The sequence below is a fragment of the Pseudomonas sp. B14(2017) genome (assembly GCF_002113255.1).
Taxonomy (GTDB): Bacteria; Pseudomonadota; Gammaproteobacteria; order Pseudomonadales; family Pseudomonadaceae; genus Aquipseudomonas; species Aquipseudomonas putida_Z.
Window position 1 is genome coordinate 64,855 of record NZ_NEJY01000009.1, and the last position, 16,203, is coordinate 81,057.

The following is a 16,203-nucleotide window of genomic DNA, read 5'->3' on the forward strand; positions in this document are numbered from 1 at the left end:
CTCCCACAGAATCACCACAGGCCCAAGCTTTATGCAGTCCCTGTGGGAGCTGGCTTGCCGGCGATTGGGCTGCAACGCAGCCCCCAGGGCCTCAAGCCTTGTTCCCGACAAGGCTATCCACCGCCGGCACCCGCGTATCGCTCTCCATCTGCGCATCATGTTCCAGCTGATGGCTGAAGCGCTCCAACGACGCATTGGCCGGCTGCGAATCACTGGCAAACACCGGCGGGCTCAGCAGGTACGCCGACAACAAGCGGCTCAACGCCGCCAGGCTGTCGATGTGTGTTCGCTCGTAGCCATGGGTTGCATCGCAACCAAAGGCCACCAGCGCGGTACGAATATCGTGCCCCGCCGTCACTGCCGAATGTGCATCGCTGAAGTAATAGCGGAACAGATCGCGCCGCACCGGCAGGTCGTGGTCGCCGGCCAGTTTCAGCAGGTGCCGGGACAGGTGGTAGTCGTAAGGCCCCGACGAGTCCTGCATGGCCACGCTCACCGCATGCTCGCTGGAGGTCTGCCCGGGCGCCACCGGGGCAATGTCGATGCCGACGAACTCGCTGACATCCCAGGGCAGGGCGCCAGCCGCTCCCGAGCCGGTCTCTTCGGTGATGGTGAACAGCGGGTGGCAGTCGATCAACGGCTGGCGGCCGCTTTCCACCACGGCTTTCAGCGCCGCCAGTAGTGCTGCCACACCGGCCTTGTCGTCCAGGTGGCGGGCGCTGATGTGGCCGCTTTCGGTGAATTCGGGCAGCGGGTCGAAGGCAACGAAATCACCGATGCTTACACCCAGCGCCTCGCAGTCGGCGCGGGTGGCGCAGTAGGCGTCCAGGCGCACCTCAACGTGCTCCCAGCTGATCGGCATCTGGTCGATGGCGGTGTTGAAGGCATGCCCGCTGGCCATCAGCGGCAGCACGCTGCCCCGGTATACACCGGTATCGGTGAACACGCTGACCCGGCTGCCTTCGGCGAAGCGGCTGGACCAGCAACCGACCGGCGCCAGGGCCAGGCGGCCGTTGTCCTGCAACTGGCGCACGCTGGCGCCGATGGTGTCCAGGTGAGCGGACACGGCGCGGTCAGGTGAGGTCTGGCGGCCCTTGAGGGTGGCGCGGATGGTGCCGCGGCGGGTCAGCTCGAAGGGGATGCCCAGCTCGTCCAGGCGTTCGGCCACGTAGCGCACGATGGTGTCGGTGAAACCGGTGGGGCTGGGGATGGCGAGCATCTCCAGCAGCACGCGCTTGAGGTAGTCGAGATCGGGTTCGGGATGTCGGTCGGACATGGTTGGGGACTCCTTTACTCCTGTGCCGGCCTCTTCGCGGGCACGCCCGCTCCCACAGGAAACCCACAGAGCTCAGCGCCTGTGGGGTACCTGTGGGAGCTGGCTTGCCGGCGATAGGGCCAGCAGCGGTTACGCCAAAGGCCGGCTATGCGGAAACAGCAGGTCGATAAACCGCTCGGCGGTCGGTTGCGGTTCATGGTTGGCCAACCCGGCACGCTCGTTGGCCTCGATGATCACGTACTCCGGTTGCCCGGCATCACGCACCATGAAGTCCAGCCCCACCACCGGGATCTCCAGCGCCCGTGCAGCGCGCACGGCGGCGTCGGCCAGCACCGGGTGCAGGCGTTCGGTCACGTCTTCCAGGGTGCCGCCGGTGTGCAGGTTGGCGGTGCGTCGCACGGCCAGGCGCTGGCCGGCGGGCAACACATCGTCGTAGCCAAAGCCCGCCGCGCGCAGGGTGCGCTCGGTTTCGTCGTCCAGTGGAATGCGGCTTTCGCCACCGGTTGCGGCCTGACGCCGGCGGCTCTGGGCATCGATCAGCTGGCGGATGCTGTGTTTGCCATCGCCCAACACCTGCGCCGGGTGACGGATGGCTGCGGCGACCACTTCGTAGCCGATCACCACGATGCGCAGGTCATGCCCGGCATGGAAGCTTTCCAGCAACACGCGGCTGTCGAACTTGCGGGCCTGCGCCACGGCGTGGGTGATGTCGTCGATGCAGGTGAGGTTCACCGCCACGCCCTGGCCTTGCTCGCCATCGACCGGCTTGACCACCACCGCGCCATGCTCGTCGAGAAACGCCAGGTTGTCGTCGGCATTGCCGGCCAGTTGCTGCGCCGGCACCTGCAGCCCGGCATTGTGCAGGGCATGCTGGGTCAGGCGCTTGTCCTGGCACAGGGTCATGGTCACGGCGCTGGTCAGGTCGCTGAGCGACTCACGGCAGCGAATGCGGCGCCCACCCAGGCTGAGGGTGAACAGGCCGCCGGCGGCATCGTCCACTTGTACCTCGATGCCCCGGCGCAGTGCCTCGTCGACGATGATGCGTGCGTACGGGTTGAGGTCGGCTTGAGGCCCCGGCCCCAGAAACAGCTGCTCGTTGATGCCGTTCTTGCGCTTGACCGCGAAGGTCGGCAGGTTGCGAAAACCCAGCTTCTGATACAGGCGCTTGGCCTGGCGGTTGTCGTGCAGCACCGACAGGTCCAGGTAGGCCAGCCCACGGCTCATGAAGTGCTCGATCAGGTGGCGCACCAGCACTTCACCTACGCCGGGGCGGGTGCAGTGCGGGTCTACCGCCAGGCACCACAGGCTGCTGCCGTGCTCGGGGTCGTCGAACGCCTTGGCGTGGTTCAGGCCCATGACGCTGCCGATCACCGCGCCGCTGTCTTCGTCCTCGGCCAGCCAGTACACCGGGCCGCCCAGGTGCAGAGGGGTGAGCAGCTCGGCGTCGACCGGCAACATGCCGCGCGCCTGGTACAGGGTGTTGATCGCCTGCCAGTCGCCCGGGTTCTGCGCCCGGCGCACGCGGAAGCCGCGGAACACCCGCTGCGCCGGGCGGTAGTCGGTGAACCACAGGCGCAGGGTGTCGGACGGGTCGAGGAACAGTTGCTGCGGGGCCTGGGCCAGCAGCTGCTGGGGCGCGGCCACGTACAGGGCGATGTCGCGCTCGCCGGGGCGTTCTTCCAGCAGGTCGGCGGCCAGGTCGGCCGGGTTGGGGTAGGTGTGGCCGATCAGCAGTCGGCCCCAGCCGCAATGCACGGCGCGCGGCTGGTCGTGGGGCTGGCTGCCGTCGCCGGCCAGGCGCGCCTGCAGGCGCTCGTAGGACGGCGCCTGGCCGCGCAGCAGGCGCTGACCGTAAGCGATTTCGTGGGCTTTCATCGGTCAGATTCCTTGTTCGCTCAGCCACAGGTTCAGCGCCGCCAGCTGCCACAGCTTGGAGCCACGTAGCGGCGTCAGCTGGCCGTGCGGGTTGCTCAGCAGGCGGTCGAGCATGGCCGGGTTGAACAGCCCACGGTCCTGGCTGGGATCGGTCAGCAATTCACGTACCCAGCCGAGGGTGGCGCCTTCCAGGTGCTTCAGGCCAGGTACCGGGAAGTAACCCTTCTTGCGGTCGATCACCTCGTGCGGGATCACCCGCCGCGCCGCCTGCTTGAGCACCTGCTTGCCGCCGTCGGGCAGCTTGAAGCGTGCCGGAATGCGCGCCGACAGCTCCACCAGGCGGTAGTCGAGGAACGGCGTGCGCGCCTCCAGGCCCCAGGCCATGGTCATGTTGTCGACCCGTTTGACCGGGTCGTCGACCAGCATCACCGTGCTGTCCAGGCGCAGCGCCTTGTCTACCGCATCGGGGGCACCGGGGCGGGCGAAGTGTTCACGGACGAAGTCGCCGGCCGCGTCGGTTTCCAGAAGCCAGGGTGCCTGCACGGTGTCGCGGTACTCGGCGTGGCTGCGATCGAAGAAGGCCTCGCGGTAGGCGGTAAAGGCATCTTCGGCGCCGTCCACCTGCGGGTACCAGTGGTAGCCGGCGAACAGCTCGTCGGCCCCCTGGCCGCTTTGCACGCCCTTGCAGTGCCGGGCCACTTCCCGCGACAGCAGGTAGAAGGCGATGCAGTCGTGGCTGACCATCGGCTCGCTCATGGCGCGGAAGGCGGCCGGCAATTGCTCGATGATCTCGTGCTCGGCGATGCGCAGCTGGTGGTGGCGGGTGCCGTAGTGCTTGGCGATCAGGTCGGAATACTGGAACTCGTCGCCGCGTTCGCCGCCGGCATCCTCGAAACCGATGGAGAAGGTCGACAGGTCGTCCACGCCCACTTCGCGCAGTAGGCCGACCAGCAGGCTGGAGTCGACCCCGCCAGACAGCAGCACACCCACGTCCACCGCTGCCCGTTGGCGAATGGCCACGGCGTCGCGGGTGGCGTCGAGCACGCGGGTGGTCCAGCCTTCCAGATCCAGCTCACGTTCATCGGGGTTGGCGCCGTAGTGCAGCTGCCACCAGGTCTGGCGTTCCACTTCGCCATGGCGGTCGATGCGCATCCAGGTACCGGGTTCCAGCTTTTGCACATTGGCCAGCAGGGTACGTGGCGCCGGCACCACGGCGTGGAAATTCAGGTAGTGGTTGAGTGCCACCGGGTCGAGCATCGGGTCGATGTCACCACCCTTGAGCAGCGCCGGCAGGGTCGAGGCGAAGCGCAGGCGCTCGCCGTTGCGCGACAGGTACAAGGGTTTGACGCCCAGGCGGTCGCGGGCGAGGAACAGGCGCTGGTTATCGCGCTCCCAGATGGCCAGGGCGAACATGCCATTGAGCTTGGGCAGCAAGGCCGCGCCCCAGGCGTGGTAGCCCTTGAGCAGCACCTCGGTGTCGCCGTCGGACCAGAAGCTGTAGCCCAGGGCCTGCAGCTCCTGGCGCAGTTCGGGGAAGTTGTAGATGGCGCCGTTGAAGGCCAGCGACAGGCCCAGGGTGTTGTCGACCATCGGCTGGGCAGAGCCGTCGGACAGGTCCATGATTTTCAGGCGCCGGTGGCCGAGGGCGATCGGGCCTTGGCTATGGAAGCCCCAGGCATCCGGGCCGCGGGGCGCCAAGTGGTGGGTTATGCGCTCTACCGCAGCCAGGTCGGCTGGGCGAGAGGCTTGGTCGATGGGGGTGAAACGCAACTCTCCTGCTAATCCGCACATAGGTCCTTACCGGTTTTTCCGTTGGGGAGGGGGTGCCCCGGATTAGGGCACCTTAAGGAACTGACCCATGTGGTTTGTGAGAGTTTTAGATCGATCTGTTATATGGGGCTGCTGTGCAGTCTTTCGCGGGCTCGCCCGCTCCCACCGGTTCACCACAGGCCTGGGGACTTGCGCGGTCCCTGTGGGAGCTGGCTTGCCGGCGATTGGGCTGCGTAGCAGCCCCCGGCCCGATCACTTCCCGCGAATCAACCTGCGCAAGGCAAACCGATTCGGGTGGCACGCCTCCGCTACCGCTCGTGGCAACGGCAGCGGTTCCCCGCACACCCAGGCCGCCACCAGTTCGCCGCTCAACGGCGCCGTGATCAATCCGCGCGAGCCATGCCCGCTGTTCACATACAACCCATCCAGCCAGGGGCAGGCCACATCCGGCACCTGCCGTGCATCCCGACCCAGCACTGCATAGGCCTGGGCGAACGCCTGCGCATCCGCCACCGGCCCGACGATCGGCAGATAATCCGGGCTGGTGCAACGGAACGCCGCTCGCCCCTGCAATTGCCCAGGGTCCAGCTCGGCCGTACCCAGGCGCTGGGCCAGGTCGACCGAAATCTCGTCCAGCAATGCCAGGTTGCCCTGGTGCTCGGCCACCGTCGGCGCCAGGTCTGTACTGTGGAAGTCGAAACTCGCGCCCAAGGTGTGTTCATCCCCACGCGGCGGCGCTACATAGCCCTCCGCACACACCACGGTGCGCAGCGCGCGGCTGCTGGCGGTGGCCGGCAGGCGGGTGATCTGCCCGCGGATGCGCTTGAGCGGCAGCTGCGCGCATGGCTCGAAGCGCAGTACGTCGGCGGCACCGGCCAGGACCACCACCGGCGCGCTGGCCAGCAGGTGTTCGCCCGCCCAGGCTTGCCACTGCCCGTCGACCTTGCGCAGTTCGAGCACCTCCTGGTGCGTCAGCAGGCGAATGCCCGGGTGCTGCAACTGCTGCTGGCACAGCGCCGGCGGGTGCACCCAGCCACCTTCGGGATAGAACAGCCCACCAGCCGGCAAGGCCACCCCGGCGATGGCTTCGGCCTCTGCACGCTCCAGTGAGTGCAACAGGCCAGGTTCGAAGGCGCCAGCCAGTTTGCCCTGGCGTTCGGCTTCCTTGCTGTCGAAGGCCAGTTGCAGCACGCCGCAGGCATCCCAGTCGCGGCCACGTTGCAGGCGCTGCAGCTGGCGCCGGGTGTAACCGAAACCGGCCAGGATCATCTGCGACAACGCCGTGCCGTGGGCGGACAGCTTGAGGTACAGCACCCCTTGCGGGTTACCCGAAGCTTCCCGTGCCGGGGTGTCGTGACGTTCCAGCACGGTAACCTGCCAGCCACGCCGGGCCAGGCTGGCGGCGGTTGTGCTGCCGGCGAGCCCGGCGCCTATCACCAGCGCTTCACGCGGCCCCGCTGCGGCAGCCGGGCGCGCGTACCATGGCGCGCCGGGGCTGGGCACAGGGCCGACATAGGCGCCGCTCATCACTTCCCATTTCTTGCCGATGCCCGGCACCTTCTTCATGGCGAAGCCGGCGTCGACCAGGCTGCGGCGTACCCAGCCGGTGGTGGTGAAGGTGCCTAGCACCGTGCCCGGGTGTGACAGCCGTGCCAGTTGCGCGAACAGCTCCGGTGTCCACATGTCGGGGTTCTTGGCCGGCGCGAAGCCGTCGAGGAACCACACATCGATCTGCGCATCGAGTTGCGGCAACTGCTCCAGTACGTCGCCTATCAACAGGGTGAGGGTGACCCGGCCGTTGTCGAAGGTGAACTGCTGGAAGCCAGGGTGCACTGCCACGTACTGCTCCAGCAGGGGCTGGCTGTAGGCCGCCAGTTCCGGCCACAGGCGTATGGCGCGGGCCAGGTCGTCGCGACCGAGGGGGTATTTTTCGACGCTGACGAAATGCAGGCGGGCCTCGGCGTGGGCGTACTGCTCGAACAGTTGCCAGGCGCAGTAGAAGTTCATGCCGGTGCCGAACCCGGTTTCGCCGATCACCAGGCAGGCGTGCGGGGCGAGGTTGGCAAAGCGCTCGGCCAGGCGGGTTTGCCCAAGAAACACGTGCTTGGTTTCTTCGATGCCTTCGTTGACTGCGAAATAGACGTCGTCGTATTGCCGCGAATGGGGGCGGCCCTGGTCGTCCCAGTCGATCTGGGCGTGCTGGAGGAGGGTGGACATGGTTGGCTCGGTTGCAGCGGATGGGCGGATTTTATGCCATCTGATGATTTTGCGCTGGCTGTACCGGCCCTATCGCCGGCAAGCCAGCTCCCACAGGGTCGCCACAGACCTGGGCGTTGTGGGGTACCTGTGGGAGCTGGCTTGCCGGCGATAGGGCCCATACAGGCGATACATAAATCCGCTAGTCTTGCTTATCCATTGAAGGAGCCAGTGCATGTTCGAATCCGCCGAAATCGGCCACAGCATCGACAAGGAGGCTTACGACGCCGAGGTGCCCGCTTTGCGCGAGGCCCTGCTCGAAGCCCAGTACGAACTCAAGCAGCAGGCACGCTTCCCGGTAATCGTGCTGATCAACGGTATCGAAGGCGCCGGCAAGGGCGAGACGGTCAAACTGCTCAACGAGTGGATGGACCCGCGCATGATCGATGTGCTCACCTTCGACCAGCAGACCGACGAAGAGCTGGCCCGCCCGCCGGCCTGGCGCTACTGGCGGGCCCTGCCACCGAAGGGGCGGATGGGCGTGTTTTTCGGCAACTGGTACAGCCAGATGCTGCAGGGGCGGGTGCACGGGGTGTTCAAGGACGCCGTGCTCGACCAGGCCATCACCGGCGCCGAGCGGCTGGAGGAGATGCTGTGCGACGAAGGTGCGCTGATCATCAAGTTCTGGTTCCACCTGTCCAAGAAACAGATGAAGGCGCGGCTGAAATCGCTCAAGGACGACCCGCTGCACAGCTGGAAGATCAGCCCGCTGGACTGGCAGCAGTCGGAGACCTACGACCGTTTCGTGCGCTTTGGTGAGCGCGTGCTGCGCCGCACCAGCCGCGATTACGCGCCGTGGCATGTCATCGAGGGTGTCGACCCGAGCTACCGCAGCCTGGCGGTAGGGCGCATCCTGCTGGAAAGCCTGCAGGCGGCACTGGACAACAACCCCAAAGGCAAGCACCGGGGCAACGTTGCTCCGCTGGGCCGCAGCATCGACCAGCGCAGCTTGCTTGGCGCGCTGGACATGACCCTGCGTCTGGACAAGTCCGACTACCAGGAGCAACTGGTCACCGAGCAGGCCCGCCTGGCCGGCCTGCTGCGCCACAAGCACATGCGCCGGCATGCCTTGGTGGCGGTGTTCGAAGGCAACGACGCTGCTGGCAAGGGCGGTGCCATTCGCCGCGTGGCCGCCGCGCTGGACCCGCGCCAGTACCGCATCGTGCCGATTGCCGCGCCCACTGAAGAAGAACGCGCGCAGCCATACCTGTGGCGGTTCTGGCGGCACATTCCGGCGCGTGGCAAGTTCACCATCTTCGACCGTTCCTGGTATGGCCGGGTGCTGGTGGAGCGGGTGGAAGGCTTCTGCAGCCCGGCCGACTGGATGCGTGCCTACAGCGAGATCAACGATTTCGAGGAACAGCTGGTGAATGCCGGCACGGTGGTGGTCAAGTTCTGGCTGGCGATCGACCAGCAGACCCAGCTGGAGCGCTTCGAAGAGCGCGAGCAGATCCCGTTCAAGCGCTACAAGATCACCGAGGACGACTGGCGCAACCGCGACAAGTGGGACGACTATGTCCAGGCAGTGGGTGACATGGTCGACCGCACCAGCACCGAAATCGCGCCGTGGACGCTGGTGGAGGCCAACGACAAGCGCTGGGCGCGGGTGAAGGTGTTGCGCACCATCAACCAGGCGCTTGAGGCGGCGTTTGCCAGGGACAAGAAATAATCGAAGTTCCTGTTTGCCTGTGCCGGCCTCTTCGCGGGTGAACCCGCTCCCACAGGAATACCACAGGGCTGAATCTTGTGTGATCCTTGTGGGAGCGGGTTTACCCGCGAAGAGGCCAGAACAGGCAGCACACCTGCCAAGCCATGCCGCAGAAGAATGACCTGATGAATTCTTTTCCCGGCACCCGCCACCGTCCCCGCCCTCCAAGCCCGTAGAATTCAACCACCCCCACCACGGGCTTGATCGAGGATTTTATGCACACCATTACCGGCCGCTGGGGCTATGGCCTGTTCCTGGCACTTCTGACTGCATTGCTCTGGGGCATCCTGCCGATCAAGCTCAAGCAGGTGCTGCAAGTGGTCGACCCGGTCACCGTCACCTGGTACCGCCTGCTGGTTTCCGGTGGCCTGCTGTTCGCCTGGCTGGCCGCCAAGCGCAGGTTGCCTTCCTTGCGCAAACTGGCGCCCAAGGGCAAAGGCCTGGTGGTAGTGGCCGTGCTTGGCCTGATGGGCAACTACGTGCTGTACCTGATCGGCCTCAACCTGCTCAGCCCGGGCACCGCGCAACTGGTCGTGCAGATCGGCCCGGTGCTGTTGCTGGTGGCCAGCGTGTTCGTGTTCCACGAGCGTTTCAGCCTGGGGCAGGGCGTGGGCCTGCTGATCCTGCTGGCGGGGTTCGGGCTGTTTTTCAATCAGCGCCTGGAAGAGTTGCTGACCTCGCTCGGCACCTATACCACCGGCGTGCTGACCATCCTGCTGGCCACCAGCATCTGGGTGTTCTATGCGCTTAGCCAGAAGCAGCTGCTGACTGTGTGGCATTCGCAGCAGGTAATGATGGTGATCTACCTCAGCTGCGCCGCGCTGCTGACGCCCTGGGTCCACCCGTTGGAGGCATTGCAGCTGACCCCGGTGCAAGGCTGGCTGTTGCTGGCCTGTTGCCTGAATACCCTGGTGGCCTATGGCGCGTTCGCCGAGGCGCTGGCGCACTGGGAGGCGTCGCGGGTGAGTGCCACGCTGGCGCTGACCCCGCTGGTGACCTTTGTCGCGGTGGCGCTGGCGGCGTTGGTGTGGCCTGAGTATGTGCACGCCGAGGACATCAATGCCCTGGGCTATGTGGGGGCAGTGACGGTGGTGCTGGGTTCGGCGCTGGTGGCGCTGGGGCCTTCGCTGGTGGCCGGGTGGCGAGCCCGCAGGGCGCGGTTGGCCCAGGTTAATTGATCGCCTGTACTGGCCCTATCGCCGGCAAGCCAGCTCCCACAGGATTACCACAGGCCTGAGCATTATGGGGAACCTGTGGGAGCTGGCTTGCCGGCGATAGGGCCAGTACAGGCAATGAAGAACTTAGCCCTTGCCCCCCGGAGCCAGCATGTTCTCCGGCCTTACCCACTGGTCGAACTGCTCATTGGTCAGGTACTTCAGCTCCAGTGCCGCCTCGCGCAAGGTCTTGCCTTCGCCATAGGCCTTCTTGGCAATTTCCGCCGCCTTGTCATAGCCAATATGCGGGTTCAGCGCCGTCACCAGCATCAACCCCCGTTCCAGGTGCGCCGCCATCTGCTCGGCATCCGGCTCGATGCCCGCCACGCAGTGCTGCTGGAAGTTGCGGCAGCCGTCAGCCAGCAATTCGATCGACTGCAGCAGGTTGTGGATGATCACCGGCTTGAACACGTTCAGCTGCAAATGCCCCTGGCTGGCGGCAAAGCCGATCGCCGCGTCGTTGCCCAGCACCTGGCAGGCCAGCATCGACAGCGCTTCGCACTGGGTCGGGTTGACCTTGCCTGGCATGATCGAGCTGCCCGGCTCGTTGGCCGGCAGGCGTACCTCGGCCAGCCCGGCGCGCGGGCCGGAACCCAGCAGGCGCAGGTCGTTGGCGATCTTCATCAGGGCCACGGCCAGGGTCTTCAGGGCGCCGGCCAGGCTGGTCAGCGGCTCGTGGCCGGCGAGGGCAGCGAACTTGTTCGGCGCAGTGACGAACGGCAGGCCGGACAGCGCTGCCAGCTCGGCGGCGATGGCTTCGGCAAAACCATGCGGGGCGTTGAGCCCGGTACCCACGGCAGTGCCGCCCTGGGCCAGTTCGCACACCGCCGGCAGGGTGGCGCGGATGGCGCGCTGGGCATAGTCGAGCTGGGCGACGAAGGCCGACACTTCCTGGCCGAAGGTGATCGGCGTGGCGTCCATCATGTGTGTGCGGCCGGTCTTCACCAGCTTGTGGTGGCGTGCCGACAGCTCGGCCAGCCCCGAGGACAGCTCTGCGATGGCCGGCAGCAGCTTGTCGTGCACCGCGTGCGCCGCAGCGATGTGCATGGCGGTGGGGAAGCAGTCGTTGGAACTCTGCGAGCGGTTGACATGGTCGTTGGGGTGCACGGGCGCCTTGCCGCCACGGCCCTTGCCGGCCAGTTCGTTGGCACGCCCGGCGATCACTTCGTTGACGTTCATGTTGCTCTGGGTGCCGCTGCCGGTCTGCCAGACCACCAGCGGGAACTGGTCGTCATGCTGGCCGCCCAGCACTTCGTCGGCGGCCTGCTCGATCAGCCGGGCGATGTCGGCTGGCAAGTCGCCGTTACGGTCGTTGACGCGGGCCGCGGCCTTCTTGATCAGCGCCAGGGCGTGCAGCACCGCGATGGGCATGCGTTCCTTGCCAATGGCGAAGTTGATCAGCGAACGCTGGGTCTGCGCACCCCAGTAGGCGTCCTCAGGAACTTCGACCGGGCCCAGGCTGTCTGTCTCGATACGGCTCATTCTGTACTCACTCCTGTGTAGTTCGAAATCGCAGTTTAGGCCCTGATTCGACCGAGCGGTTCCGTCGCTCGTCGTGCCACTTGAGCACATCGCCACCACGGCGCAGAATGCTCTACTCTGAGGTACCCGCCTCCCTCTCTTCTGAAGGAAATGCAATGACCCGTCTCCGTGTCCTTTGTGCCGCCGTTGCCCTGGCTTGCGCCAGCGGCCAGGTACTCGCTGCCACCGCCAGCCACAACGCTGCTGCCGAGAAATTCCTGACCCTGGCCAACGCCGACAAGCTGGGCACCCCGGTGTACATGCAGGTCCAGCAGATGTTCGCCCAGCGTTTCGCCCAGACCAAGGCCCCGACCACCAAGCAGGCGGTGCTGGAAAGCTACCAGGCCAAGGCCAACGCCGCGCTGGACAACGCCATCGGCTGGAACAAGCTGAAGCCGAAGATGGTCGACCTGTACACTCAGACCTTCACCGAGCAGGAGCTCAAGGACCTGGTCAAGTTCTACGAATCGCCGCTGGGCAAGAAAGTGCTGCGCGAAATGCCCAAGGTCACCCAGCAGTCGGCCCAGCTGACCCAGCAGAGCCTGGAACCAGCGGTACCGGTGGTGAACAAGCTGCTGGACGACATGACCAAGGAGCTGGACCCGAACGCTGGCAAGGCCGCCGCCCCGGCGAAGAAGTGAGTACGCCGCGATGACCATGCAACAGCGTATCGAACAGCAGTTGGCCGCCCTGGCGCCGCAACACCTGCAAGTGCTCAATGAAAGCCACATGCACAGTCGTGGTCAGGAGACCCACTACAAGGCAGTGATCGTCAGCGAGCAGTTTGCCGGGTTGAACAGCGTCAAGCGCCACCAGAAGGTGTACGCCACCATGGGTGAGCTGATGGGCGAGATCCATGCCCTGGCCATCCACACCTACACTGCCGAAGAGTGGGCCAAGGTCGGCGTTGCACCGGCCTCGCCGGTGTGCGCGGGCGGCGGGCACTGAAACCTTGCTGTTGTTCTGGTAGAATCCGCAACATCCCAAAAGGGGGCTGCTGTGCAGCCCATCGCCGGCAAGCCGGCTCCCACAGGTAAAGCGCCCTTCTTGAGTGTGGCGCAATACCTGTGGGAGCTGGCTTGCCGGCGATGGGGCGCGCAGCGGCCCCCTGTTTCTTGTGTAACCCGGTCCGCCCCTTACGAGGGCAACCACCTGGAGATTCTGCTTCATGTCCCAACCCATCGTCGTCGCGGCGCTGTACAAGTTCGTCACCCTGGAAGACTACGTCGAGCTGCGCGAGCCGCTGCTCAAGACCATGCTCGACAACAACGTCAAGGGCACCCTGCTGCTGGCCCACGAGGGCATCAACGGCACCGTGTCGGCCACCCGCGAAGGTATCGACGGCCTGCTGGCCTGGCTGCGCAACGACCCGCGCCTGGTCGATGTCGACCACAAGGAATCGTACTGCGACGAACAGCCGTTCTACCGCACCAAGGTCAAGCTCAAGAAAGAGATCGTCACCCTCGGCGTGCCGGGCGTGGACCCGAACCAGGCGGTCGGCACCTACGTCGAGCCCAAGGACTGGAACGCGCTGATCAGCGACCCGGAAGTGCTGCTGATCGACACCCGCAACGACTACGAAGTGGCCATCGGTACCTTCAAGGGCGCCATCGACCCGAAGACCGAAACCTTCCGCGAGTTCCCCGACTACATCAAGGCCAACTTCGACCCCAGCAAGCACAAGAAGGTTGCCATGTTCTGCACCGGCGGTATCCGTTGCGAAAAAGCCTCCAGCTACATGCTCGGTGAAGGCTTCGAGGCGGTCTATCATCTTAAGGGCGGCATCCTGAAATACTTCGAGGAAGTGCCTCAGGAAGAAAGCCTGTGGGACGGCGACTGCTTCGTCTTCGACAACCGCGTCACGGTGCGCCATGACCTGAGCGAAGGCGAGTACGACCAGTGCCACGCCTGCCGCCACCCGATCAATGCAGAGGAGCGCGCGTCCGAGCACTATTCGCCAGGGGTCAGCTGCCCGCATTGCTGGGACACCCTGAGCGAGAAGACCCGGCGTAGCGCCATCGACCGGCAGAAGCAGATCGAGCTGGCCAAGGCCCGCAACCTGCCGCACCCGATCGGTTACAACTACAAAGCCGAGGCTTGATGCATGTCTGCACGCCTGATCTATGTGATGGACCCGATGTGCTCCTGGTGCTGGGGTTTCGCACCCGTGGCCGCGGCCCTGATCGCCCAGGCGCGTGACGCAGGCGTGCCCACCCGCCTGGTGCCGGGCGGGCTGCGTACCGGCGGCAGTGCCCTGGACAGCTCTACCCGCAAGTACATCCTCGAACACTGGCAGGCGGTGGCCGATGCCACCGGCCAGCCGTTCCGCTTCGAGGGGGCCATGCCCGACGGCTTCGTCTACGATACCGAGCCGGCCTGCCGTGCCCTGGTCACCGCCCGCGAACTGGACGCCGAGCGCGTCTGGCCGCTGCTGGCGCTGATCCAGAGTTCGTTCTACGAGCAAGGCGTGGACGTTACCGTTGCACCGCATCTGGTCGACCTGGCCGAACAGGCAGGCTTCGACCGTGCCGTGTTCGCCGAGGCCTTCGCCCGTGCCGATACCCGCGCCGCCACTGCAGCCGATTTCAGCTGGGCCCAGGACCTGGGCATCGCCGGTTTCCCGACCTTGCTTGCCGAACGCAATGGCCAACTGGCCCTGCTGACCAACGGCTACCAGCCGCTGGATCGCCTGCAACCCTTGCTCGGCCGCTGGCTGCAGCAGGCCGCCTGTGCTTGATGTGCCTGGGTCACCCGACCCGGTACCGGGCAAACCTCACACTGTGGCCGATCGATTGAGCTGGGCGGAAATCCGCCGCCTGGCCCTGCATCACAAGAAAAACCTCTGGTCCGCCAACCTCATCGCCGTATTGGCGGCCTGCTGCAGTGTGCCTATCCCACTGCTGCTGCCGCTGCTGGTGGACGAAGTGCTGCTGGGCCATGGCGATGCCGCGCTGAAGTGGATGAACCACCTGCTGCCGTCCAGCTGGCAGGTGGCCGCGGGCTACATCGGCCTGATGTTGCTGCTGACCCTGTGCCTGCGCCTGGCCGCCCTGGCGTTCAACGTGATCCAGGCCAAGCTGTTCGCCGGCCTGGCCAAGGACATCGTCTACCGCCTGCGCATTCGGCTGATCGAGCGGCTCAAGCGCATCTCGCTGAAGGAATACGAAAGCCTGGGCAGCGGCACGGTGACCACCCACCTGGTCACCGACCTGGACACCCTCGACAAGTTCGTCGGCGAAACCCTTAGCCGCTTCCTGGTGGCCATGCTGACCCTGACCGGCACGGCGGCCATCCTGATCTGGATGCACTGGCAGCTGGCCTTGCTGATCTTGCTGTTCAACCCGCTGGTGATCTACTTCACCGTGCAGCTGGGCAAGCGCGTCAAGCACCTGAAAAAGCTCGAGAACGACAGCACCGCACGCTTTACCCAGGCGCTGGCGGAAACCCTCGACGCCATTCAGGAAATCCGCGCCGGCAACCGCCAGGGCTACTTCCTCGGTCGCCTTGGCCTGCGCGCCCGCGAAGTGCGTGACTACGCCGTGGATTCGCAGTGGAAGAGCGATGCCAGCGGCCGCGCCAGTGGCCTGCTGTTCCAGTTCGGCATCGATATCTTCCGCGCTGCGGCCATGCTCACCGTGCTGTTCTCCGACCTGTCGATCGGCCAGATGCTGGCGGTGTTCAGCTACCTGTGGTTCATGATCGGCCCGGTGGAGCAGCTGCTCAACCTGCAATACGCCTACTACGCCGCCGGTGGAGCGCTGAGCCGCCTCAACGAGCTGCTGGCACGCGACGACGAGCCGCAGTACCCGGCTGCCAGCGACCCGTTCGCCGGCCGCGAGACGGTGGGCATCGAAGTGCGCGACCTGCGCTTTGCCTATGCCGACGAGCCGGTGCTCGAGCACCTCGACCTGTCCATCGCCCCGGGCGAGAAGGTGGCGATCGTCGGCGCCAGCGGTGGTGGCAAGAGCACCCTGGTGCAGTTGTTGCTGGGCCTCTACAGCGCCCAGGCCGGCACCATCCGCTTTGGCGGTGCCAGCCTGCAGGAAATCGGCCTGGAAACCCTGCGCGAAAACGTCGCGGTGGTATTGCAGCACCCGTCGTTGTTCAACGACACCGTGCGCGCCAACCTGACCATGGGCCGTGACTGCAGCGACGAGGCCTGCTGGCAGGCGCTGCGCATTGCCCAGCTGGATGCCACCATCGCCGCGTTGCCCCAGGGCCTGGACAGTGTGGTGGGGCGCTCCGGCGTGCGTTTGTCCGGTGGCCAGCGCCAGCGCCTGGCCATTGCCCGCATGGTGCTGGCCGAACCCAAGGTGGTGATCCTCGACGAAGCCACCTCGGCCCTGGATGCCGCCACCGAATACAACCTGCACCAGGCCCTGGCGCGCTTCCTCAGCGGCCGCACCACACTGATCATTGCCCACCGCCTGTCGGCGGTGAAACAGGCCGACCGGGTGCTGGTGTTCGACGGCGGGCATGTGGCCGAGGATGGCGACCATCAGCAGCTGATTGCCGAGGGTGGGTTGTATGCCAAGTTGTATGGGCACCTGCAGCAGAGCTGAATTTTTGGCAGCCTGTGCGGG

Annotated in this window: 12 protein-coding genes; 7 read left to right on the top strand and 5 right to left on the bottom strand. The window is 65.8% G+C overall.

The annotated features are described in order from the left end of the window. Positions 1–91: 91 nt before the first annotated feature. The 4 genes from CAG34_RS11080 to mnmC all read right to left on the bottom strand — a co-directional run bounded on the left by CAG34_RS11080 (position 92) and on the right by mnmC (position 7,138). Positions 92–1,276, bottom strand: a complete 1,185-nt coding sequence (locus CAG34_RS11080; protein ID WP_085589972.1) for an osmoprotectant NAGGN system M42 family peptidase — start codon at positions 1,274–1,276, stop codon at positions 92–94. Positions 1,277–1,405: 129 nt separating this feature from the next. Beyond that, positions 1,406–3,151: an N-acetylglutaminylglutamine synthetase gene (ngg, locus tag CAG34_RS11085; protein WP_085589974.1), complete on the bottom strand. Its 1,746-nt coding sequence runs from the start codon at positions 3,149–3,151 to the stop codon at positions 1,406–1,408. Positions 3,152–3,154: 3 nt separating this feature from the next. Beyond that, positions 3,155–4,942, bottom strand: coding sequence for an N-acetylglutaminylglutamine amidotransferase (locus tag CAG34_RS11090; RefSeq protein ID WP_085589976.1), 1,788 nt, complete (start codon positions 4,940–4,942; stop codon positions 3,155–3,157). A 231-nt stretch (positions 4,943–5,173) separates the two neighbouring features. Continuing rightward, positions 5,174–7,138, bottom strand: coding sequence for a bifunctional tRNA (5-methylaminomethyl-2-thiouridine)(34)-methyltransferase MnmD/FAD-dependent 5-carboxymethylaminomethyl-2-thiouridine(34) oxidoreductase MnmC (gene mnmC / locus CAG34_RS11095; protein ID WP_085589978.1), 1,965 nt, complete (start codon positions 7,136–7,138; stop codon positions 5,174–5,176). Between the two features lie 214 nt (positions 7,139–7,352). Here mnmC and pap point away from each other — a divergent pair, with 214 nt between their 5' ends. Then, positions 7,353–8,846, top strand: coding sequence for a polyphosphate:AMP phosphotransferase (gene pap / locus CAG34_RS11100; RefSeq protein ID WP_085589980.1), 1,494 nt, complete (start codon positions 7,353–7,355; stop codon positions 8,844–8,846). 254 nt (positions 8,847–9,100) lie between these two features. Continuing rightward, a complete protein-coding gene (locus CAG34_RS11105) occupies positions 9,101–10,063 on the top strand; it encodes a DMT family transporter (RefSeq protein ID WP_085589982.1) in 963 nt (320 codons plus the stop codon). Between the two features lie 123 nt (positions 10,064–10,186). Here CAG34_RS11105 and CAG34_RS11110 read toward each other — a convergent pair whose 3' ends face one another. Then, the gene (locus tag CAG34_RS11110) at positions 10,187–11,581 is read right to left on the bottom strand and encodes a class II fumarate hydratase (protein WP_025338090.1); all 1,395 of its coding nucleotides are present in this window, start codon (positions 11,579–11,581) and stop codon (positions 10,187–10,189) included. A 155-nt stretch (positions 11,582–11,736) separates the two neighbouring features. Here CAG34_RS11110 and CAG34_RS11115 point away from each other — a divergent pair, with 155 nt between their 5' ends. From CAG34_RS11115 to CAG34_RS11135, 5 genes are all read left to right on the top strand, one after another. Continuing rightward, positions 11,737–12,261, top strand: a complete 525-nt coding sequence (locus CAG34_RS11115) for a DUF2059 domain-containing protein (protein ID WP_025338091.1) — start codon at positions 11,737–11,739, stop codon at positions 12,259–12,261. Positions 12,262–12,271: 10 nt separating this feature from the next. Continuing rightward, positions 12,272–12,568 (top strand): BolA family transcriptional regulator, encoded by a 297-nt coding sequence (locus CAG34_RS11120; RefSeq protein WP_003252644.1) that lies wholly within the window; start codon positions 12,272–12,274, stop codon positions 12,566–12,568. Positions 12,569–12,788: 220 nt separating this feature from the next. Then, entirely contained in the window at positions 12,789–13,721 is a 933-nt protein-coding gene (locus tag CAG34_RS11125) for a rhodanese-related sulfurtransferase (RefSeq protein ID WP_025338092.1), read from the top strand. Between the two features lie 3 nt (positions 13,722–13,724). Next, a complete protein-coding gene (locus tag CAG34_RS11130; protein ID WP_085589984.1) occupies positions 13,725–14,357 on the top strand; it encodes a DsbA family protein in 633 nt (210 codons plus the stop codon). Next, the gene (locus CAG34_RS11135) at positions 14,350–16,182 is read left to right on the top strand and encodes an ABC transporter ATP-binding protein (RefSeq protein WP_075044054.1); all 1,833 of its coding nucleotides are present in this window, start codon (positions 14,350–14,352) and stop codon (positions 16,180–16,182) included. The genes CAG34_RS11130 and CAG34_RS11135 overlap by 8 nt, the downstream gene beginning before the upstream one ends. Positions 16,183–16,203 lie beyond the last annotated feature (21 nt).

Bases quoted from the DNA above. Each gene is read 5' to 3' on its own strand.
- CAG34_RS11090 (WP_085589976.1), bottom strand. From the start codon at position 4,942: ATGTGCGGATTAGCAGGAGAGTTGCGTTTCACCCCCATCGACCAAGCC.
- CAG34_RS11080 (WP_085589972.1), bottom strand. From the start codon at position 1,276: ATGTCCGACCGACATCCCGAACCCGATCTCGACTACCTCAAGCGCGTG.
- CAG34_RS11105 (WP_085589982.1), top strand. From the start codon at position 9,101: ATGCACACCATTACCGGCCGCTGGGGCTATGGCCTGTTCCTGGCACTT.
- ngg (WP_085589974.1), bottom strand. From the start codon at position 3,151: ATGAAAGCCCACGAAATCGCTTACGGTCAGCGCCTGCTGCGCGGCCAG.
- mnmC (WP_085589978.1), bottom strand. From the start codon at position 7,138: ATGTCCACCCTCCTCCAGCACGCCCAGATCGACTGGGACGACCAGGGC.
- pap (WP_085589980.1), top strand. From the start codon at position 7,353: ATGTTCGAATCCGCCGAAATCGGCCACAGCATCGACAAGGAGGCTTAC.
- CAG34_RS11115 (WP_025338091.1), top strand. From the start codon at position 11,737: ATGACCCGTCTCCGTGTCCTTTGTGCCGCCGTTGCCCTGGCTTGCGCC.
- CAG34_RS11110 (WP_025338090.1), bottom strand. From the start codon at position 11,581: ATGAGCCGTATCGAGACAGACAGCCTGGGCCCGGTCGAAGTTCCTGAG.
- CAG34_RS11125 (WP_025338092.1), top strand. From the start codon at position 12,789: ATGTCCCAACCCATCGTCGTCGCGGCGCTGTACAAGTTCGTCACCCTG.
- CAG34_RS11120 (WP_003252644.1), top strand. From the start codon at position 12,272: ATGACCATGCAACAGCGTATCGAACAGCAGTTGGCCGCCCTGGCGCCG.
- CAG34_RS11130 (WP_085589984.1), top strand. From the start codon at position 13,725: ATGTCTGCACGCCTGATCTATGTGATGGACCCGATGTGCTCCTGGTGC.